Origin of the sequence: Actinocrinis puniceicyclus (assembly GCF_018283645.1) — a bacterium.
Taxonomy (GTDB): Bacteria; Actinomycetota; Actinomycetes; order Streptomycetales; family Catenulisporaceae; genus Actinocrinis; species Actinocrinis puniceicyclus.
On the sequence record NZ_JAGSXH010000043.1, the window covers coordinates 1 to 20,771 of the forward strand.

The following is a 20,771-nucleotide window of genomic DNA, read 5'->3' on the forward strand; positions in this document are numbered from 1 at the left end:
GGCGGGTGCTGACTACTGGGGTGCATCGTGTTCCTCCCCCGGCCTCGGCGGCGCGCCCCCGCGCGCCGTCCCACGCTTTACGGAGCCTGGGCGGCGCGTCCGCGGAACGGCGTCATCCCCGGGCCGGATGACAACGTTGTCAGACGCGGGAATCTTGTCGCCTCCGCGTGGCCGCGTCAACAGCAGGACCCGAAAAAGCGATCCGGGACAAGAACTGACATGAAGTCAGATCCGTTGCCAGAGCGCGAGAACAACGGCATCAACGCAGGGTTCTGCCGAGGGTGCCCGGACACCGGGACGGCTCGCCTACCAGCGCGCGCCCGCGGCGGGGCAGCAGCGAATCGGGAGCGCGCCGCACTACCCTTCTCGCAGGTCCTTGACACGCTGGAGCTTGCCGACGGAGCGTTCCAGCGACTCCGGGTCGACGATCGCGACCTCGACGCTCACGCCGATGTTCTCCTTGACCGCCCTGGCGATCGCCGCGGCGGCGGCTTCGCGCCGCGCGAGGCCGCCCTCGCCACCGCCCTCGCCACCGCCCTCGGCGCGGGCCTCGGCGCGCACGGTGAGGTGGTCCATCCGCCCGCGCCGGGTCAGTTCGAGCTGGAAGTGCGGCGAGACGCCCGGCGTTCGCAGCACGATCTCCTCGATCTGGCTGGGGAACAGGTTGATCCCGCGCAGGATGATCAGGTCGTCGCAGCGCCCTGTGACCTTCTCCATCCGCCGGAACGGCGCGCGGGCCGTTCCCGGCAGCAGACGGGTCAGATCGCGGGTGCGGTACCGCACGATCGGCAGCGCCTCCTTGGTCAGCGAGGTGAAGACCAGTTCGCCGCGCTCGCCCGGCGGCAGCACCGCGCCGGTGTCCGGGTCGACGACCTCCGGATAGAAGTGGTCCTCCCACACGTGCAGCCCGTCCTTGGACTCGACGCACTCCTGCGCCACGCCGGGCCCGATGACCTCGGAGAGCCCGTAGACGTCCACCGCGTGCAGGCCGCCGCGTTCCTCGATCTCCTCGCGCATCCGCTCGGTCCACGGCTCCGCGCCGAAGATCCCGATGCGCAGCGACGAGGAACGCGGGTCAATGCCCTGACGTTCGAACTCGTCCAGCAGGGTGAGCATGTAGGTGGGGGTGACCATGATGATCTCGGGTTCGAAGTCCCGGATCAGCTGCACCTGCCGCGCGGTCATGCCGCCGGAGGCCGGGATGACCGCGCAGCCGGCCCGCTCGGCGCCGTAGTGCGCGCCCAGTCCCCCGGTGAACAGGCCGTAGCCGTAGGAGACGTGAACCTTGTGGCCGGCCCGGCCGCCCGCGGCGCGGATCGAGCGGGCCATCACGTCCGCCCACATGGCCAGGTCGTTCTCGGTGTAGCCGACGACGGTGGCGCGGCCGGTCGTGCCGCTGGAGGCGTGGATGCGGCGCACCTGGGACATGGGCACCGCGAACATGCCGAAGGGGTAGTTCTCGCGCAGGTCCGCCTTGCCGGTGAAGGGGAAGCGGGCCAGGTCCGCCAGGGTGCGGCAGTCCTGCGGCCGGACCCCGGCGGCGTCGAAGGCACGCCGGTAGTGCGGCACGTTCGCGTACGCGTGGCGCAGGGTACTGCGAAGCCTGTCAAGCTGGAGCGCGGCCAGTTCGTCGGCGCTGAGGCGCTCGCCCTCGTCGCGCAGGCCGTCGGGCAGCGGCTCGCCGAGGCGGCGGCCGGGCGCGGCGCCGGACCGGGATGACAACGATGTCGAAGTCACGGTTCCGCCGCCTCCCGCGCGGGACCGACGCTCCGGCTGCGGCCGCGGAACTCCGCGACCACCTCGGCGCCGCGGCTCACGCGCACGTCGTAGATGCCGTTCCTGCCGTACCGGGTGCGTTCGCGCGCGACGGCGGTCAGTTCGTCGCCCTCGTATACGGGCGCGATGAAGCTGATCTCCGCGCCGGCCGCGACCGTCACCGGTCCGTGGCTGTTGCAGGCGCAGGCGAAGGCCGAGTCGGCGAACAGGAAGACGTAACCGCCGTGCGCGATCCCGTGCCCGTTCACCATCGCGGCGGTGACCGTCATGCGCAGTTGCGCGGATCCGTCGCCGGCCGCGAGCAGTTCCACGCCCAAGGCCCGCGAGGCCGCGTCGTCGGCGAACATCCGCTGCGCGGGGCCGGTCTCGGCGCTGTCCAATCCGACCTCCAGTCGCCTACCGAACGTTCGGTGAGATGCCCGGTAGGCCAAACAACCAGGGGCGCACGCCGCTGTCAAGGGGTGGCGACGGCGGGCAGGATCCGGCCGGTGACCTCGCCGAGGCCGAGGCGGATGCCGCCTGGCCCGGGTGCGGTGGCGCTGATCGAGACCTCGTCGCCGTCCTCGAGGAAGGCGCGGCCGGCGCCGTCGGCGAGCTTGACCGGGTCCTGCCCGTTCCAGGTGTACTCGATCATCGAGCCGACCGACTCGCGCTCGGGCCCGCTCACCGTGCCGGAGGCGAAGAGGTCGCCGGTGCGCAGGCTCGCTCCGTTCGAGGTCATGTGCGCCAACTGCTGCGCCGCGGTCCAGTACATGGAGGCGAACGGCGGCCGGGTGAGCACCTGGCCGTTGAGCCGGACCTCCAGTTCGAGGTCCAGCCCCCAGGGCTCGGCGTCGCGGTCGTCGAGGTACGGCAGCGGTTCGACATCGCGCACCGGGGGCCGCACCCGAGCGTGCTGCAGGGCGTCGAGCGGCACGATCCACGGCGAGAGCGAGGTCGCGAAGGATTTGCCGAGGAACGGCCCGAGCGGCACGTACTCCCACGCCTGGAGGTCGCGCGCGGACCAGTCGTCGACGAGGCAGACGCCGAAGACGTGCTCGCCGAAGGCGGACAGCGGCACCGGCACTCCGAGCGGCGAGGGCGCCCCGACGACGAAGCCGACCTCGGCCTCGAAGTCCAGCCGCCGGCACGGGCCGAATCCGGGTGCCGACGCGTCAGGGGCCTTGCTCTGGCCCACCGGCCGGGTGACCGGCGTGCCGGAGACCACGAGCGTGCCGCTGCGGCCGTGGTAGCCGATCGGCAGGTGTTTCCAGTTCGGGGTCAGCGGCGGCGAACCGGGGCGGAACATGCCTCCGATGTTGGACGCGTGGTGCTCGGAGGCGTAGAAGTCCACGTAGTCGGCCGGTTCGAAGGGCAGGTGCAGCGTGACGCCGGCCAGCGGCGCCAGGTGCGGCTCGACCAGCGCGCGATGCGCGGGCTCGGTGAGCCAGGAGGTGATCGCGGCGCGCGCGGAGAGCCACACCGGCCGGCCGCCGGCCATCAGGGGGTTGAGCGTGGGCGCTTCGAGCAGCGTGGAGGGCGCGCCCAGGGCGCGCGCGACCGCGGCGACATCGAGCACGTATTCGCCGATCCGCACGCCGATGCGCCGCCGTTCGGGGCGTTCCGCCGTGGTGAAGACGCCGTAGGGCAGGTTGTGCACGCCGAAGGGCGAATCATCCGGTACACCGTCAACCCAAGTCAGAGTATTCACGTGCCCTCCCGGTATCGGCTTCGGGGACGACCAGGCCGAGCCTGGTCAGGTCGGCCAGCGGTTCGGCGATGCTGCACGTGCCGTACGCGGTGAACGCGGTGCGCACCCGGATCACGGCGTCCGGGCTCAGGCCGCGCAGGGTCTCGGCCAGCCGCCCGGCCGACCGCTCGGCGAGCACGTCCGCGACCGCGGCCACGTCGGCGCCCTGGCACGCCGCGTGCGTCGCGGCCAGGATGTTGAGGAAGCCGTGGTGCTCGAAGCCGGTGGCCGGGTCGGTGTGCCGGGCCGCCTCGTGCAGTCCCGCGGTGCACTTGAAGGCCACGCCGCGCACGACGCAGCCGACGATGAAGCAGGCCACCTCCTGCTCGGTAGGGAAGGCCGCCGCGACCGGGCCGCCGGTGCGCAGCTTCGCGCGGGCGGCGCTTTCGGCGACCACGTCGAGCGCTTCGCCCAGGTCGGGACCGCGCCGCACCTCGATCACCGCGCCGGCCGGATCCGGCAGTCGCCCGGCGAGCGCCGCGACGGCGCGGCGAGCGGCCTGCGCGGCGGCGGCGTCCGCGTCGCAGGCCAGTTCCACGCCGACGAGTTCGATCCCTGCTTCACGGGCGGGGCCGGCGGCGCGCAGCGCGTCCGTCAACGCGCCCGGTCCGTCCGGCACCACCAGCACGGTCGGCAGCGGCTCGGGCGGCGCCTGCGCGGCGAGCGGGCCGGCGGCGTGCAGTGCGCGCATCTCCTCGATCACCGCGGGCAGGTGCTTGGCCGCGGCGAGGAACGGCCCGACCAGGTCGCGGTACCAGGCGACGCGGTGGCCGCGATGCGCGGACACCGCGTCGGCGGCGCCGGCGTTGCCCGGCGGGAACATCGCCGCGTCGTCGCAGAGCCCTGTGAACAGCGGCGGTATTCCGTGCGCCGGGGCGGCCGCGGACGGCGCCGGCGCGAACGGCCGCCGAGTCCGGATCGCCGCGGCCGAGCCGTGCGGGCCGCGCCCGGCCGGCCGGCTCACCGCGGACCCCGGCCCGACCAGGTCCAGGCGTATCCCTCGTCCTCACTCGCGATGCCGCCCTCGCCCAGTTCCAGCGGCTTGAAGGTGTCGACCATCACCGCCAGTTCGTCGAAGAACTCCACGCCGATGCTGCGCTCGTACGCGCCCGGCTGCGGCCCGTGCGCGTGCCCGCCGGGATGCAGCGAGATCGAGCCCTGACCGATGCCGGAGCCCTTGCGCGCCTCGTAGTTCCCGCCGCAGTAGAACATCACCTCGTCCGAGTCCACGTTCGAGTGGTAGTAGGGCACCGGGATGGACAGCGGGTGGTAGTCCACCTTGCGCGGCACGAAGTTGCACACCACGAAGTCGGCGCCCTCGAAGACCTGGTGCGCGGGCGGGGGCTGGTGGATCCGGCCGGTGATCGGCTCGAAGTCCGCCACGTTGAACGTGTACGGGTACAGGCAACCGTCCCAGCCGACCACGTCGAACGGGTGGTGCGGGTACACGTATCGCGTGCCGCTGATTCCCTGCGCGGTGCGGTGCTTGACCAGGACCGGCACGTCTTCGGCCTCGGTCGTCAGGATCTCCTGCGGGCCCCGCAGATCGCGCTCGCAGTAGGGCGCGTGTTCGAGCAGTTGCCCGAACTTCGACAGGTAGCGGCGGGCCGGCGTGATGTGGCTGTTGGCCTCGATCACGTATGCGCGCAGCGGCTCGCCTTCCGCCGGGACCCAGCGATGCGTGGTCGCGCGCGGCAGGATCACGTAGTCGCCCTGCCGGACCGGAAGCGCGCCGAACACCGTCTCGACCGCGCCCGAGCCGGATTCGACGTACACGCACTCGTCGCCGATCGCGTTGCGGTAGAGCGGCGAGGTTTCCCCGGCGACAGCGTACGAGATGCGCACGTCGGCGTTGCCGAGCACCAGCCGGCGGCCGGTCACCACGTCCGCGGTCTTCCACTCCTGGCCCTCGGCGAGCGCGTGCAGCTTCAGGTGCCGGGGCTTGAGCGGGTGGTTCGCCGTCAGGGTCTGGTCGGGTAGCTCCCACGGCGAGGCGTCGACGATCGCCGAGGGTATGTGGCGGTGGTAGAGCAGGGACGAGTCGGAGGAGAAGCCCTCCTCTCCCATCAGTTCCTCGTAGTACAGGCCGCCGTCCTCGCGCCGGTGCTGCGTGTGACGCTTGGGCGGTATGTCGCCGACGGAGCGGTAATAAGCCATCGCAGCCTCCTCAGGCTCTCCGAATACCCGCCTCAGAGGTTGCCGCGCCGCGCCTGTTCGCGCTCGATGGCCTCGAACAGGGCTTTGAAGTTGCCCTTGCCGAAGCCGAGGGAACCGTGCCGCTCGATCAGTTCGAAGAACACGGTCGGCCGGTCCTGCACCGGCTTGGTGAAGATCTGCAGCAGGTAGCCGTCCTCGTCGCGGTCGGCCAGGATCCGCAGTTCGCGCAGGGTCTGCACGGGCACGCGGGTCTCGCCGACCCACTCTCCCAGTGTGTCGTAATACGTGTCGGGCGTCTCCAGGAACTCCACGCCCATCTCGCGCATCGCGTGCACGCTGGCGACGATGTCGTTGGTCGCCAGCGCCAGGTGCTGCACCCCGGGGCCGCCGTAGAACTCCAGGTATTCGTCGATCTGCGACTTCTTCCTGCCCGCGGCCGGCTCGTTGATCGGGAACTTCACCCGGTGGTTGCCGCTGGCGACGACCTTGGACATGAGCGCCGAGTACTCGGTGGCGATGTCCTCGCCGATGAACTCCTTGAGATTGGTGAAGCCCATCACCCGGTTGTAGTAGGCGACCCACTCGTCCATCCGCTCGACATTGCCGACGCAGTGGTCCACGGCCTGGAAGTAGCGGGCCGGGTGGTGCGCGGGCTTGGCGCGGAAGAGCGGGCCGGCGGGGGCGAAGCCGGGCAGGAACGGGCCGTCGTAGCGGGAGCGGTCGATCAGGGTGTGGCGGGTATCGCCGTAGGCGGCGATCGCGGCGACGCGGACCGTGCCGTGGTCGTCCTGGAGGTCCGCTGGCTCCCGCAGGACGACGGCGCCCTGCTCGCGGGCGTGCTCGACGGCCTTGTCCACGTCCGGGACCTCGATCGCGAGATCGACGACGCCGTCGCCGTGCGCGGCGACCGACGCGCCGACCGGGGATCCGGCGCGCACCTCGCCGGTGATCCGGAAACGGGCCTTGCCGGAGGTCAGCACGTACTCGGTCACCTCGCGACTACCGGTCTCCGGGCCGCGGTACGCCACACAGGTCATGCCGAAGGCGCTGGAGTAGTAGTGCGCGGCCTGTTTCGCGTTGCCGACGTAGAAGCGCACATGGTCCATGCCGATCACCGGGAACGGGTCGCCCGCGTCGTTGTGCGGGATGGCGCCGATCAGGGTGTCGGCCGAGATGTCGGATGCCGAGAGGGGGGGTGCCTCGTGGGCGGATCCCTTGCGGGCGGTCTGCGTCATCGCACTGCTCCAATGCCGAGGGTGAGGACATCGAGAACTAGCGAAAGTAGAGCGTGACCTGGCGCATATGACAATCTCAGCGGGATAAGGTAGGCAGTCTGCATAGCAGATCGCGGGTCTAGGGAGCCGAGATGGAGCAACCGCGCAGGAAACTGGATCAGCTCGACGTGCTGCTGATCCGCACCCTCGCGCGCAACCCGCGGGCGGGTTTCCTCGAGCTGTCCCGGATCACCAGGGTCTCGCGGGCGACGGTGCAGGCGCGGGTGCAGCGGCTCGAAGCCGAGGGCGTGATCACCGGGTACGGCCCGGACGTGGATCTGGCGGCGGCCGGCTACCCGGTGCTCGCCTTCGTCACCCTGGAGATCGCGCAGGGCCGGCTGGACGAGATCACCGAGGAACTGGGCAGGCTGCCCGAGGTGCTGGAGGCCCACGCGACCACGGGCCTGAGCGACGTTCACTGCAAACTGGCCGCGCCGTCGAACGAGGGTCTGCAGGAGACGTTGCTGCGGATCAACCGGATCCAGGCGGTGGTCCGCTCCACGAGCGTGATCGCGCTGTCGCCGGTGGTCCAGCCCCGGTACCTGCCGCTGTTGGCCTCGGAGCAGCGCGCGGTGCCCAGCCGCGTGCCCGCGTACCAGGCCGGTATGCCCGCCGAGTCGTAGCGACCGCGGGTCGCATCGCGTAACCCCGCATGACCCCGCATGACCCCGCATGACATCGCATCGAGCGCTCACGCCTCGACGGGATTGTCGGTGGCGGCGCTCATGATGGTGTGGTGCAGATACGGATCGAGGCGACGGCCCTGCCCGGGCGTACGTGCGCGCCGGGCGGTGATTTCCCCGGCGCGCGGAACGTGCATGTCGGCGTCCAGCGCAAGGATCGTCCCGGTGAGTTACTCGGTATGCACGCCGGTGACGCGCCGTCGGCTGAGTGGACGCTCGAGTGCGTGGCGACGCGCACTGACGACGGCGTCGAGTTGCGCGGTGAGTACATCCAGAACCGCCTCGGCGGCCGCTTCGTATACCTGTCCTGGGTTACCGTCGGCCGGGACGGCGCGGCGACGATGTTCCGGCGGGCCAAGTTGATGTTCGACGCGATCCCGTCCGGTGTGCTGGACGCGGCGCTTCGATCCGGTCGGCTGACCGCGCGGCTACGCCTGACCGACGCGAAGGGTCACCCGCTGTGTGCCCATGTACGGCCGCCGCTCGTCGAATGGAGGGCGGAGCGCGCCGAGTAGGCCCCGTTCCCGTTCCCCGTTCCCCGATCACCGCAGGTGGGTGAACCGCAGCACGGTCGTCGAGCGGTAGGTCTGCCCGGGCAGCAGCACCGTCGAGGGATAGTCGGGCCGGTTCGGCGAGTCCGGGAAGTGCTGCGTCTCCAGGGCGACCGCCGCGCGCGGGCCGTAGTTGCGCCCTGAGTTGCCGACGACGTCTGCGGGCAGCGCGTTCGCGGTGTAGAGCTGGATCCCCGGTTCCGTGGTCAGCAGTTGCATCGCGCGGCCGCTGGCCGGGTCGGCCAGGGTGCCGATCGGCCGCGGCTCGCCGGTACGACCGCCGTCGAGCACGTAGCAGTGGTCGTATCCGCGCGCGCCCTGGAGCTGCGGGTGCGGGTCGTCCAGCCGCGCGCCGAGCGCGGCGCCGGCGGTGAAGTCGAACGGCGTGCCGTCGACCGGCAGCGCGGACGCGAGCGGGATCAGGTTCTCGTCCACGGGAAGGTACGCGGACGCGGCGAGGGTGAGTACGTGTTCATCGATGGTGCCGCTGCCCTCGCCGGAGAGGTTGAAGAACGAGTGGTTCGTCAGGTTGACCACGGTCGGCGCCTGCGTGACCGCCTGGTAATCGATGTGCAGGGCGCCGTCAGCCAGCATGTAGCGCACGCCGGCTTCCAGACGCCCCGGGTAGCCTTGGTCGCCGTCCTCGCTGACCAGGCTCAGTTCGACGCCGGCGCGGCCGGCCTCGGCCAGGGGACGGGCCTGCCAGATCCGCCGGTGGAAGCCATCGGGGCCGCCGTGCAGCGCGTTCGGGCGGCCCGGGTCGTTGACCGGCAGCGTGTACTCGCGCTCGTCGAGGCGGAAGCGGCCGCCGGCGATGCGGTTGGCGTAGCGGCCCACGGCGCAGCCGAAGTAGTAGGACCCGGCGACGTAGTCGGCCAGATTGTCGTATCCGAGCACGACATTGGCCGGCGGCCGGGCGCCGCCGGCCGGACCGGGGACCGTCAGCGACTGGATGACGGCGCCGTAGGTGAGCACCGCCGCGGTCACGCCGGTGGCGTCCGTGAAGGTCCAGCGGTCGACCTGGCGGCCGTCGGGCAGTGTGCCGAACACGTCGCGGACGGGAGCGGATGCGGATGCCGGGGCGGCTGAGGAGGCGGACACGGGCGATGGTCTCCTGATCGGGTTCGGCGGGCTCGACGGGTGAGGGCTGCGGCCGGGATTCCCGCTGCTGTGGAGTGGGCAGGTGAACGCGGCGTGCCGAAGCCGAAGCCGAAGCCGAAGCCGAAGCCGAAGCCGGGAAGGGGTCGGGACCGCCACGTCGCCTTGGCAGTATCCCAGGCGACGTGGCGGCCGTTGACCGGGGACAGCGCCGGCCGGGGCCGGAAGGCGGCCAGGCGCGCGGCCCGAGCGACACGGCCGGAGGGGCGCGGCTCAACTGAGCAACTCGGTGATCGACGCGGCGAACCAGAGCCCGCTCGCACGCAGGCGTCCGGTCAGCCCAGGGCAGAGCCGCTCACGGACGGACGGCCCGCGCCGAGAAAGAAGATCCCGGGATAACCCGCGGTCCAGAATCCCTTGCTGGGATTGGCGGACAGCGTCGAGTCGCGGATCGTGAGGGTTCCGGTGCGGTCGTTGCTGACGAAGAACAGCGCGCCGCCGCCCTCGTTCGCGGCGTCGTGCTCGATGACGGATCCCGCGACGATGACCGTGTACTGATTCCCGTCGGTGTAGATCGCGCCGCCGCTGCCGCCGCCGGGCGTGCCGCTGCGCGCCGGGTTGGCGCCGTGGCCGATCGCCTCGTTGTACGTCATCACGCAGTTGAGCACGCGCCACGAGACGCCGATGCTGCTGAGCGCGCCGCCGTTGGAGCAGACGCCGCCCGCTGCGGGCGAGCCACCGAAGGTGCTGTCCACGACGTACACCGGAAGGCCCTGCCACTGTTCGAGCGCGCGCACGGCCGCGCCGCCGAGGTCGGGGCCGGTGGCGTCGCAGCGGTTGCCGACGAAGAGGGAGTGCACGATCTTGAGCCGGCCGCCGCGGTCGAAGATCGCCCCGCCTCCGCCGCCGTCGGTCTTCTGGCCCGTGGAGTCGCCGTGCGCGAGGGTCAGGTTCTGCACGGTCAGTTGCGGATACTGCTGGTTCTGGCAGTGCGAGGTGGTCCAGCCCTGGGCCTGGTCGCAGGTGTCGAGGTAGAGGATGCGCCGCGCGCCGGCGCCGTCGAGCGTGACCCGGCCGCCGCCGTCGAGCACGACCCGGGTCGCCGCGTTGCGCACCTTCGCGGTCGCGGCCATCGTGATCACCACCGGGCCGGGTCCACAGTCGAACGTGATCACGCCACCGGAGGCGACCGCGGCGACCACGGCAGCGGAGGTACAGCTCGCGGGCGTGCCGTGGCCGACGACGTGGTCGGGGTGCGAGGTGTCCACGCGCTGCCCGTCGGCCGGGACGGCCGCGTGCCCGTTCGGGTTGCCGGCGCTGAGCATGTCGGCTGCCGTCGCGGGTGCGGACGGCCGAGCCTTCGCGGGCGACGGGGTGGGCGGCGCGACGCTCGCAGAGGGCTGAATTACCGGTATGGCCGGCGTGCTCCGCGCCGCCGCGGCGCGCACCGTCGCGGAGCTCGAGGAGTTACCGCACGCGGTCAGCAGACCCCCGGCGAGCAGGAACGCGAGCGTCAAGGCGGCGCGACGCAGTATGGCCATCGCGCGATCCTAGCGTCCCGCGCTGGAAATCCGTCGCATGACTCTGCTCGACCTGGCTGCGCACGTCCGGTCATCCGCGCCCGGCTGGCAAGGCGCCGGAACACCCTCGCGGTGCTCAATCAACGCAGTGGGTCGTCTGTGGGCGTTTCGGCAACGCGGCAAGGCGGGATGCGGGGGCCGATTTTCACGGCGGACTTCCGGCGCGGGACACCAGTGCCTCGGCAGGATCGGGGAATCCCACCAGCGGCGAATAGGGCACTGGGCCTTTTGGCAAGCAGCGCCGGACAGGGCCGCGGCGCCGCGCCGGCCGTCAGGCGGACTGCCGCCGCACCAGCACCGGATCGAAGATCACCGAGGTCACCGGCCGCCGCGGATCGTCGATCTGGTCGAGCAGGATGCGGGTCATCCGCGCGGCCATGTCCTCGAACGGCTGGCGGATCGTGGCCAGCGTCGGGCGGCAGGCCGTGGCCGCGCGGCTGTCGTCGAACCCGATGACCGCCACGTCCTCGGGCACCCGCCGGCCGCGTTCGCGCAGGGCCAGCATGGCGCCCTGCGCCATCACGTCGTCGGCGACGAAGACGGCGTCCAGATCCGGGTGCTGCGTCAGCAGCCGCTCCATCGCCTTCTCGCCGCTGCCGAGCGTGAAGTTGCCTTCCTCGCTCGGGGACGTAGCCGTGGCCGTGGCCGTGGCGCACCATCGCCTCGCGGAATCCGCTCAGCCGGTCCTGCGCCGCGGCGACGTCGAGCGGCCCGGTGATCGTCGCTGCGCTGGTGCAGCCGCGCGCGAGCAGGTGTCCGGCAGCCAGCGCCGCGCCGTCGCGGTGGGCCAGGTCGACGTAGCTGATCGGCAGCATGCGCGCGGGCCGGGCGAAGAGCACCGCGCTGAGGCCGGCCCGCACCAGCAGTTCCGGGAGCGGGTCGTGCAGCCCAAGCCCAGTCATCCGGTGGACGCGGCGAATGCACCGCACCGCGCACGCTTCCGGCATTCGGCTTCCGGCTTCCGGCTTCCGGCTTCCGGCTTCGGCTTCCGGCTTCGGCTTCCGGCTTCCGGACCGGATCCGGCTCAGCCCCGGTTACTCCGGTACGGCTCTGCTCGGGCCCGCGCCCGGACCCCGCCACCACAGACCCCCGCACGCATCGACGCGCCCTGCGACCAGGTCTGCGACTTCTGATACGGTTCAGGCGGTTCGGGTATGAGGCGCTGGGAGGTACCGGTCGTGGCGCTGGATCCACCGATGGAAGTCGTGCAGCTGCTCCAGTTCATCGGAGTCGACTGGCCGATGATCAACGAGGACACCGTGCGCGAGGTCGCCGGGTACGTCCAGGAGTTCGCGGACAACATCCGGCAGGCCCATCAGGACGCGACCGACACGATCCAGAAGATGGGCTCGGCGTATCAGGGCGCTTCGTACGATCGGCTGGTCGAGCGCTGGGCGCAGATGTCTTCGTCGCACATGACCGAGCTGGTCGACGGCTGCAAGGTCGTGGTCGAGGCGCTGCACGCCGCGGCCGACTTCATCGTGGCGCAGAAGGGTGTCGCGATCGCGGAACTGGTCGTGCTGGCCGCCTCGTTCATCGCCGACCAGGCCGCCGCGGTGGCCACCTTCGGCCTGGCCGAGGCGGCGCTGGCGGCGATCGAACTGGCCGCGCGCAAGGCGATCGAGTTTCTGGAGCAGCAGCTGGAGCAGTACATCCTCAGCCAGGTCATCGAGCTCGGATTCAAGGCCCTGCAACCGATCATCCAGCGCGCGCTGGACGGATTCGTCTTCCAGGCCGCGTCCGCCGCGCTCGGCGTGCCGTCCGGCGCGGGAGGCGCGGTAGGCCAGGGCTTCCAAGTGGTCGCGGACGAACTGCGCTCCCACGCCCAGGTCCTGCACTCCCACGCCGACACCGTCGCCTCGCACGCGCAGGTCCTCACCGGCAAGCTGACGGGGGTGAGCTTCGCTTGAGCGGCGGCATAGCGCGGGCGCTGGAACAAGGCGTCGAGAACGACCTGCGTCCCGCGCTACAGGACGCGGGAAAGGCACTGGAGAACGCGGTCCGCTCTGTGGCCCACGGCGCCGAGGGCGTCGCCGAGCGCACCGAGGCGACCGAGTCGAAGGTACTCGGGAAGATCACCTCGATCGGCGGCAAGGACACCGAAGGCGCGCTGGGCGGCGCGGAACGCGACGCCGGGAAACTGGGCTCCGACGCATCCGGCGCGGCCCGCGGCGGTGAGGGGCCGACGCTCGGCCACGGCGAAGGCCAGGGCGGCGGTCCCAAGGAGAGCGAAGGTAACCACGACGCGCACACCGAGGGCGACCCGGTGGACGTGGTCACCGGCGCGATGGTCAGCTCCGTGACCGACGTGCACCTGGCCGGGCTGCTGCCGCTGGTGCTGCGCCGCGCCTACAGCTCGGCCTTCCGCGGCGGCCGGCGCTTCGGCCCCGGCTGGTCGTCCACGCTCGATCAGCGCATTGAGATCGACGGCGACGGCATCCACTACGCGGGCGACGACGCGCAGATCCTGCACTACCCGCAGCCGGCCGGCGCGCACGACGCGGTCCTGCCGGTCGGCGGCGCGCGCTGGCCGCTGACCTGGGACCGGGACAGCGACACGATCCGCATCACCGACCCGCGCACAGGCTGGACCCGGCATTTCACCGCGCTCGGCGCGACCCGCGCGGGACGAACCGAGATCCGCCCGATCACCGCGCTGTCCGACCGCAACGGCCATCGCGTGACATACGTCTGCGACGACGAGGGCGTACCGGTCGAAGTGCAGCACTCCGGCGGCTACCGCATCGCGGTGGACACCGGCTACACGGCCGGCGTCTTCCGCGTCGAGGGGCTGCGGCTGCTCGACGGCAGCGAGGGCGGCCAGGGCGCGACCCTTGTGGCGTACCAGTACGATCCGCGCGGGCGGCTGGCCGGGGTGGTCAACTCCTCCGGCCTTCCATTCGTATACGAATACGACGACAGGGACCTGATCACCGCCGCGATCGACCGCACCGGTTCGCGTTACACCTACGAGTACGACGACACCGGGCGGGTCGTGCGCGGCACCGGCGACGGAGGGTACCTGTCCGCGCGCTTCGAATACGACACCGAGCGGCGGATCACCAGGGCTTTCAACAGCCTGGGCCACGAGACGCAGTACCACTACGACGCGCACGGACACCTCACCAGGACCGTCGACGCCCTCGGCAACGCGACGGTGACCGAGTACGACCGCTTCGGACGGCTGGTAGCGGTCACGGACCCGCTGGGCAACACCACGCGCTACGTGCTCAACGAGAACGGCGACCCGCTGCGCGTCGAGCAGCCGGACGGCGGCGTGGTGTCAGCTTCCTACAACGCGTTGGGCCTGCTGGCCGCGCTGACCGGCGCGGCGGGGACCGCGTGGCGCTACGCCCACGACGAGCGCGGCAACCTGCTGACGGTCACCGATCCGCTCGGGGCGGCCACCGCGTACACCTACGACGAGCGCGGCCGGCTGACCTCGGTCACCGATCCGGCCGGCAACACCACGACCGTCGCGACAGACGCGGCCGGCCTGCAACTCGGCTTCACCGATCCGCTGGGGAACGCCAGCCGACTGGAGCGCGACGCCTTCGGGCGCGTCGTGGCGGTCACCGACCCGCTGGGCAACACCACGCGGCTGGGGTACCGCGTCGAGGGCGAGGCGCTGTGGCGGGTGCTGCCGGACGGCACGCGCGAGGAGTGGGAGTACGACGGCGAGGGGAACCAGACCCTGCACCGCAACCCGGCCGGGCTGGTGACCCGGTACGAGTACGGCCCGTTCTCGTTGCGGGCGCGGGAGATCCGCCCCGGCGGCGCCGAGTACGCCTTCGCCTACAACACCGAGCGCGACCTGGTGGCGGTGACCAATCCGGCGGCCGCGCTCTGGCGGTACGAGTACGACGCGGCCGGGCGCATCGTGGCCGAGACCGACTTCAACGGCCGCACCACGACGCGCGGCTTCGACGCGGCCGGGCGGCTGGTCGAGCGGGTGAACGGCGCGGGCCAGCGCGCCACGATGCTGCGTGACGCCGCGGGCCGGGTCACCCGGCGGGACCTGAGTGACGGCGCCGGGACCGTGTACGAGTACGACCCGGAAGGTCGGCTGCTGCGCGCGCGGTCCGGCGATTCAGTGCTCGAATACGGGTATGACGCGGCCGGGCGGCTCGTGTCGGAGAGCGCGGACGGGCGGCCGGTCGCGAGCCGTTACGACGCGGCGGGCCGCCGGGTCGAGCGCGTCACGCCCTCGGGCCTGGCCTCGCACTGGTCCTTCGACGGCAACGGCAACCCGTTGAGCATGGCCAACGCCGCCGGCGCGTTGTCGTTCCAGTACGACGCGGTGGGCCAGGAGACCACCCGGTTCCTCGGCGCAGGTGCCGCGCTCACCCAGGCGTTCGATCCGGCCTACCGCCTCGCGTCACAGGGCGTCTGGGTCTACGACGCGGCCGCGGCGCAGGTCGCGGCGCCGGAGGGCGGGGCCGGCGGCTACCGGCCGCTTGAGCAGCGCACTTATACGTATCGCCCGGATGGTTATCCGGTCGCGGTCACGGACACGTTGCGCGGCGATCGCGCCTACACGTTGGACCCCGAGGGCCGGATCACGGCGGTCAGCGGCGACGCCTGGCATGAGCAGTACAGCTATGACCGCGCCGGGAACCTCGCCGCGGCCGCCTGGCCCGGCGCCGGGGATGACGCGCGGGACGCACAGGGTGAGCGAGAATATCAGGGCACGATCGTGCGGCGCGCCGGGCGGGTCGGCTACGAGTACGACGCTCAGGGCCGTGTGGTGCGCATGGTCAGGCGCACCCTCTCCGGCCAGAGCCGGCAGTGGACGTATACGTGGGACGCGGACGACCGGCTGACCCGGGTCACCACGCCCGACGGCTCGGTATGGCAGTACACATACGATCCGCTGGGGCGGCGGGTCGCGAAACGGCGGCTGGCCGCGGACGGCGCGGCGGCCGAACTGATCAGCTTCGCGTGGGACGGGCGCCATCTGGCGGAGCAGACCCGGAAGTCGGCGGACGGGACCGTCGAGACGCTCACGTGGGACTGGGAACCGGGCGGTGATCGGGTCGCCGCGCAGACGCGCGCCGTCACCCGCCCGGCCGGCAGCGCGCTGCACGCGCCGCAGGAGGAGATCGACCGGCGCTTCTACGCGATCGTCGCGGACGCGGTCGGCACCCCCACCGAACTGGTCGCGCCGGACGGACGGATCGCCTGGCGCGCGCAGCACACGGTGTGGGGGCGCCCGGCGGGCACCGACCCCGAGACGACCGGGTGCCCGCTGGGTTTCCCCGGCCAGTACCGGGACGAGGAAACCGGCCTGCACTACAACTACCTGCGCTACTACGACCCGGAGACCGCGCGGTATCTGAGCCCTGACCCGCTCGGCCTGTTCCCCTCGCCGGACGACTACGCGTACGTGGCGAACCCGCTGCTGTGGTTCGACCCGCTGGGACTGGCCCCGCACCACGCGCACATCACGGTCTACGACCCGGCCGGCAACGTCCGCTACCACTACGGCCTGGTCAGCGGGCACACCGTGCCGGAGGAGGCCGCGCTGGGCTTCCCGAACGCGATGATGGCCACCCACACCGAGAACCGGTCGATGCGGATGCACGGCGGCAGCCCGACCGTGCCGATCCCGGGCGATCCGTACGCGAATTCGCATCCCGTCCAGGCCGGCGACCACATCGTGATCGACGGCGAGAAGCCGCCGTGCCCGCAGTGCAAGGGCGCGATGAACCGCGCGATGAACGAACTGGGCGTGAACGTGACGTACAACTGGGGCGGCAACACGTGGCACGCGACCGGGTGACGGGTCGCGCGCCGGACGGCCGGGCGAAGGGATAATCGCGGTATGCCTTCGCCTGACTTCGCTTCCGTCGCGCTGGTGACCGTCGAGGAGAACGTCGACGCCTTCACGGTCGGATTGGCCGCGGACCCCTCCGGCGCCGGAGCCTTCCTCATCCTGCAGTGCGCGCTGACAACGCCGACGGATCAGGACGCGGCGACCGGGATGGACACGTACTGCCTGATGGACGAGCAGGGCGCGGTGCATTACGGCGGAGTCGAGCGCGCCGAGTTGACCGCCGGCACGCTGCGGCTGCGGTTCGACGCGGACGCGGCGCAGGAGCTGGGCGTCACGGACCCGCAGCGCCGGCTGAGCCTGAGCGTCCCGGCCGCGGACACCGAGCGCCTGGCCGCCGGACTTCGCAGGGTTCTGACCTATGGCGCCCCGGACCGGCAGCCGGAGCTGGCCGGGATCTGAGCGCGTCCGGGCGGCGCGAAGGCCGGGCGGCGCGCCGTCACGAGACGCGGCGGCGGGCGGCGCCCTTGGCCGCGGCCTTCTTCGCCGGAGCCTTCTGCACCGCGTTCGTGCCGGCCGCGCCGGTCTGCGTCGTCGAGGTCTTCTTCGCCGCGCTCTTCTTGGCGGGCGCGGTGCGCGCGGCCGTCTTCTTGGCCGCGCCCTTGTTCGCCGGCGCCTTCTTCGCCGCGCCAGGAGCGGCGCCCCCGCTCTCGCCCTGGCTGCCCTCGCCCTCGCCGCCGGCCGCGGCCCGCGCGGCCGGCTCGGCACTCTCGTCGGCGCCGGCCGGGCGGCCGCCGCGCGCCGCCTTCACGCTGCGCTCCAGCACCGCCATCAGGTCGATCACGTTGTCGCCGGCCGCGGCGCGCGGCGCCTCGTGCGGGACGGGCGCACCTTCGAGCTTCGCCTCAACCAGGTCGTGCAACGCCACCTGGTAGTCGTCGCGCAGCTGCCCGGCCAGCTCGGGAAAGTCCGTGGACAGCGTCTGGATCAGCGACTGCGCCATGGCCAGCTCCTGCGGGCGCACCCCGGCCTCCTGCGGCGCGATCCCCTCGGCCGTGCGCACCTCGTCCGGCCAGACCATCAGCTGGAGCACCAGGACGTCGTCGTGTACGCGCAACACCGCCGGGGACTCCCGGGTCGACAGCGTGATCTTGGTGACCGCGACCTGCCCGCTCTCCCGCATCGCGTCGCGCAGCAGCGCGTACGGCTTGGCCCCGGCCTTCTCCGGCGCGACGTAGTAAGGCTTGGCGAAGTACACCGGGTCGATCTGCCGCTCATCGACGAAGGCGAGCACGTCGATGGTCTTCTTCGTCGGCACGGGCAGCGCCGACAGGTCCTCGTCGGTGAGCACGACCGTGTGCTCGTCGTCCGCGTCGAAACCCCTGGCGATCTCCCGGTACGGAACCTCCCGGTCCTCCAGCTCGCACCAGCGCTTCATGCGCACCCGCCCGCCGTCCGGCGCGTGAACCTGATGCAGCGAGACGTTGTGCTCCTCGACCGCGGGCGCTATCGACACCGGGACCGTGACCAGCCCGAAGCTGATCGCGCCCTTCCACGAACTCCTCATCCGACGCCGCCTCTCCTCCGGCACGGCCTCTCACGTTCGAGTCTCGTCCCACCTGGTGAATGACCAGGTGAGACGCCGGCGCCGCGTCGGTTGCTCCGCTTTGGCGTCGTTTACCCACGATTCCTGGTTTTTCACCTGTTTGTGTACACCTTCGCACTCGCGGACCGGCCCGGCCACCCGCCCCGACGACGCGGCGGTAACGGACCGTGAACGCCGATGACGTCATCCGCCGTCAAGACGAACGGGGCCACGCACATGAGCCGCTTGCCATCCGGGAATCAACCACACTGTGCCCACGGGCGTGGCGACGACGGTAGAAGGACATCGTCTCTCCCTGACCCACCTGGACAAGCCGCTGTGGCCCGACGGGTGGACCAAGGGACAGGCGCTGCACTACTACGCCCGGATCGCGGACGTCATGCTGCCGCATGTACGCCGCCGGCCGGCCTCCTTCCTGCGCTTTCCCGACGGCGTCGGCGCGCAGACGTTCTATGTGAAGACCCCGCCGCCCGGCACGCCGAACTGGGTGCCGCGCGCCGACGTGCCCAGCCGCACCGAGGGCACCAAACCGCACGTCACAGTGGACGACGTAGCCTCCCTGATCGCGCTGGGCAACCTCGGCTGCCTGGAAGTGCACGTACCGCAGTGGACCGCGCCCCATCCCGAACTGCACGACCTGCTCGTGGTCGATCTCGATCCCGGGCCGGGCACGAGCATCGTGCAGTGCGCCCGGGTCGCCCTCGCGGTGCGCGCGCTGCTCGCCCACGACGGGCTCGCCTGCGCCGTGAAAACCTCCGGTTCGAAGGGCCTGCACCTTTACGCGCCGCTGCGCCCCTCGCCCGCGGGCCGGGTCGGCGCCTACGCGCGCTCGCTGGCCAGGGCGCTTTCCGGCGCGCTGCCCGACCGGGTGACCGCGACGATGGCGAAGGCGGCACGCACGGGCAAGGTCTTCGTCGACTGGTCGCAGAACAACACCGCCAAGACCACGGTCGCGCCGTACTCGCTGCGGGCCGGTCCGTTCCCCGCGGTCTCGGCACCGGTCGGCTGGGCGGAGGTCGAGTCCTGCGAGCGACCCGAGGAGCTGGTCTTCACGCCGCAGCAGGTGCTGGACCGGGTCGAGCGGTACGGCGACCTGCTCGGCGGGCTGCTCGACCCGGTCCTGGCCGGCCCGCTGCCATGAGCTTGAGATTTGAGGCCCACACGGTCCGAACGGCCCATGTCCCGGGCGCCGCGAAGCGCCATAGTGGAGTGACCCGCGGCGTGCGGGCCGGAGAAGACGAGGCGCGGCGATGGATGCGAGCTTGCTGGTTCCGTGGGACGAGAGGCTGACGGCCTACGACTTCGGCCACGACCATCCGCTGGCCCCGGTACGGGTCGAGCTGACCATGCGGCTGGCGCGGGACCTCGGCGTCCTCGACGCCCCCGAGGTGTTGCTCGCGCCGGTGCCGGCGGCCCCGGACGAGGTCCTGGAACTGGTGCACGCACCCGAGTACATCCACGCGGTCAAGAACGTGGCGCACGTCCCCCAGTCCGAGCGAGCCCGCTTCGGCCTGGGCACCGACGACAACCCGCTGTTCCCCGGCATGCACGAGGCATCGGCGCTGGTGGTCGGCGCGAGCGTGGCCGCGGCGGACGCGGTGTGGTCGGGCGCGGCGGGCCACGCGGCGAACATGGCCGGCGGGCTGCACCACGCGATGCGCGCGCACGCCTCCGGCTTCTGCCTGTACAACGACGTGGCGATCGCGATCGCGCGGCTTCTGGAGCAGGGCGCCACCCGGGTGGCGTACGTCGACATCGACGCGCACCACGGCGACGGGGTGCAGGCCGCGTTCTACAACGATCCCAGGGTTCTGACGATCAGCGTGCACGAGCATCCGAGCACGCTGTTCCCCGGCACCGGGCTGGCGCAGGAGTGCGGCGGCCCGGACGCGCAGGGCATGGCGGTGAACCTCGCGCTGCCGGCCGGCACCCGCGACGCGCACTGGCTGCGGGCCTTCGAGGCGGTCGTCCCGCCGCTGCTGAGCGCCTTCGATCCGCAGATCCTGGTGACCCAGCACGGTTGCGACTCGCACGCCCTCGACCCGCTGGCGCACCTGATGCTGAGCGTCGACGGGCAGCGGCTGGCGGCCGAGGCCCTGCACCGCCTGGCACACGAGCACGCCGGGGGGCGTTGGCTGCTGTTCGGCGGCGGCGGGTACGCGGTCGTCGAGGTCGTGCCGCGCATCTGGACGCACGTTCTCGCCGAGGCTGCGCACCGGCCGATCCCGCCGCGCACCGAGACCCCGGAGCAGTGGCGCGTCTTCGCGGCCGAACGCTCGGGGCGGCTGGCACCGCTGACGATGAGCGACGGGCAGCATCCCGAGCTGCGGCTGTGGGTGGACGGTTTCAACCCGGCGGACCCGATCGACCGGGAGGTGCTGGCCACCCGCCGCGCCGTCTTCCCGCACCACGGGCTTGACATCCTGTTCTGAGTCTCCGCGGGCGACCGTCCGTCCACGCGTACTGATCCGCGCACGACAGGGCCGACTGCCGAACCCGCCCGGGACCTTCGACCGTATTCGCACCCCCGCGCCGCGCGCGACG

General features: G+C 71.8%; 17 protein-coding genes and 1 pseudogene. 7 read left to right on the plus strand and 11 right to left on the minus strand.

What is annotated here, in order from left to right; translation table 11 throughout:
- Positions 1–357: 357 nt before the first annotated feature.
- The 6 genes from paaK to hppD form a co-directional block, all read right to left on the minus strand.
- Entirely contained in the window at positions 358–1,737 is a 1,380-nt protein-coding gene (gene paaK, locus KGA66_RS13885) for a phenylacetate--CoA ligase PaaK (protein ID WP_312886907.1), read from the minus strand.
- Positions 1,734–2,123: a hydroxyphenylacetyl-CoA thioesterase PaaI gene (gene paaI, locus KGA66_RS13890; RefSeq protein WP_211468546.1), complete on the minus strand. Its 390-nt coding sequence runs from the start codon at positions 2,121–2,123 to the stop codon at positions 1,734–1,736. The genes paaK and paaI overlap by 4 nt, the downstream gene beginning before the upstream one ends.
- 107 nt (positions 2,124–2,230) lie before the next feature.
- Positions 2,231–3,466 (minus strand): fumarylacetoacetase, encoded by a 1,236-nt coding sequence (gene fahA / locus KGA66_RS13895; RefSeq protein ID WP_211468509.1) that lies wholly within the window; start codon positions 3,464–3,466, stop codon positions 2,231–2,233.
- Positions 3,444–4,469 carry a hypothetical protein gene (locus KGA66_RS13900; protein ID WP_211468510.1) on the minus strand — a complete coding sequence of 342 codons (1,026 nt, stop codon included), beginning with the start codon at positions 4,467–4,469 and terminating at the stop codon, positions 3,444–3,446. Before KGA66_RS13900 ends, fahA begins: the two co-directional genes overlap by 23 nt.
- Positions 4,466–5,662 (minus strand): homogentisate 1,2-dioxygenase, encoded by a 1,197-nt coding sequence (locus KGA66_RS13905; RefSeq protein WP_211468511.1) that lies wholly within the window; start codon positions 5,660–5,662, stop codon positions 4,466–4,468. The genes KGA66_RS13900 and KGA66_RS13905 overlap by 4 nt, the downstream gene beginning before the upstream one ends.
- Positions 5,663–5,694: 32 nt before the next feature.
- Positions 5,695–6,897, minus strand: a complete 1,203-nt coding sequence (hppD, locus tag KGA66_RS13910; protein WP_211468512.1) for a 4-hydroxyphenylpyruvate dioxygenase — start codon at positions 6,895–6,897, stop codon at positions 5,695–5,697.
- Positions 6,898–7,028: 131 nt separating this feature from the next.
- Here hppD and KGA66_RS13915 point away from each other — a divergent pair, with 131 nt between their 5' ends.
- Positions 7,029–7,559 carry an Lrp/AsnC family transcriptional regulator gene (locus KGA66_RS13915; RefSeq protein ID WP_211468513.1) on the plus strand — a complete coding sequence of 177 codons (531 nt, stop codon included), beginning with the start codon at positions 7,029–7,031 and terminating at the stop codon, positions 7,557–7,559.
- 68 nt (positions 7,560–7,627) lie between these two features.
- Here the strand turns inward: KGA66_RS13915 and KGA66_RS31005 are convergent, their stop codons facing one another.
- On the minus strand, positions 7,628–7,756 hold the full coding sequence (locus KGA66_RS31005) for a hypothetical protein (RefSeq protein WP_281416610.1): 129 nt from the start codon (positions 7,754–7,756) through the stop codon (positions 7,628–7,630).
- Here KGA66_RS31005 and KGA66_RS13920 point away from each other — a divergent pair.
- The gene (locus KGA66_RS13920) at positions 7,700–8,134 is read left to right on the plus strand and encodes a DUF5990 family protein (protein WP_246507785.1); all 435 of its coding nucleotides are present in this window, start codon (positions 7,700–7,702) and stop codon (positions 8,132–8,134) included. The genes KGA66_RS31005 and KGA66_RS13920 overlap by 57 nt on opposite strands.
- Before the next feature lie 27 nt (positions 8,135–8,161).
- Here the strand turns inward: KGA66_RS13920 and KGA66_RS13925 are convergent, their stop codons facing one another.
- The 3 genes and pseudogenes from KGA66_RS13925 to KGA66_RS32085 all read right to left on the minus strand — a co-directional run.
- Positions 8,162–9,271, minus strand: a complete 1,110-nt coding sequence (locus KGA66_RS13925) for an aldose epimerase family protein (protein WP_211468515.1) — start codon at positions 9,269–9,271, stop codon at positions 8,162–8,164.
- A gap of 332 nt (positions 9,272–9,603) precedes the next feature.
- Positions 9,604–10,809 carry a hypothetical protein gene (locus KGA66_RS13930; RefSeq protein ID WP_246507775.1) on the minus strand — a complete coding sequence of 402 codons (1,206 nt, stop codon included), beginning with the start codon at positions 10,807–10,809 and terminating at the stop codon, positions 9,604–9,606.
- Between the two features lie 310 nt (positions 10,810–11,119).
- A pseudogene (locus KGA66_RS32085) lies at positions 11,120–11,729 on the minus strand (LacI family DNA-binding transcriptional regulator); the annotation flags it as partial.
- Positions 11,730–12,044: 315 nt separating this feature from the next.
- Here KGA66_RS32085 and KGA66_RS13945 point away from each other — a divergent pair.
- The 3 genes from KGA66_RS13945 to KGA66_RS13955 are packed head-to-tail and all read left to right on the plus strand — an operon-like array spanning position 12,045 to position 17,083.
- On the plus strand, positions 12,045–12,758 hold the full coding sequence (locus KGA66_RS13945; RefSeq protein ID WP_211468518.1) for a WXG100-like domain-containing protein: 714 nt from the start codon (positions 12,045–12,047) through the stop codon (positions 12,756–12,758).
- Positions 12,755–16,630, plus strand: coding sequence for an RHS repeat-associated core domain-containing protein (locus KGA66_RS13950; RefSeq protein WP_211468519.1), 3,876 nt, complete (start codon positions 12,755–12,757; stop codon positions 16,628–16,630). The genes KGA66_RS13945 and KGA66_RS13950 overlap by 4 nt, the downstream gene beginning before the upstream one ends.
- A 42-nt stretch (positions 16,631–16,672) precedes the next feature.
- On the plus strand, positions 16,673–17,083 hold the full coding sequence (locus KGA66_RS13955) for an Imm10 family immunity protein (RefSeq protein ID WP_211468520.1): 411 nt from the start codon (positions 16,673–16,675) through the stop codon (positions 17,081–17,083).
- 37 nt (positions 17,084–17,120) lie between these two features.
- Here KGA66_RS13955 and ku read toward each other — a convergent pair whose 3' ends face one another.
- A complete protein-coding gene (gene ku / locus KGA66_RS13960) occupies positions 17,121–18,188 on the minus strand; it encodes a non-homologous end joining protein Ku (RefSeq protein ID WP_211468521.1) in 1,068 nt (355 codons plus the stop codon).
- A 301-nt stretch (positions 18,189–18,489) separates the two neighbouring features.
- Here ku and ligD point away from each other — a divergent pair, with 301 nt between their 5' ends.
- Both ligD and KGA66_RS13970 read left to right on the plus strand, forming a co-directional pair.
- Positions 18,490–19,368, plus strand: coding sequence for a non-homologous end-joining DNA ligase (gene ligD / locus KGA66_RS13965; protein ID WP_312886908.1), 879 nt, complete (start codon positions 18,490–18,492; stop codon positions 19,366–19,368).
- Positions 19,369–19,477: 109 nt separating this feature from the next.
- Positions 19,478–20,659, plus strand: coding sequence for an acetoin utilization protein AcuC (locus tag KGA66_RS13970; RefSeq protein WP_211468522.1), 1,182 nt, complete (start codon positions 19,478–19,480; stop codon positions 20,657–20,659).
- The last annotated feature ends 112 nt before the right edge of the window (positions 20,660–20,771 follow it).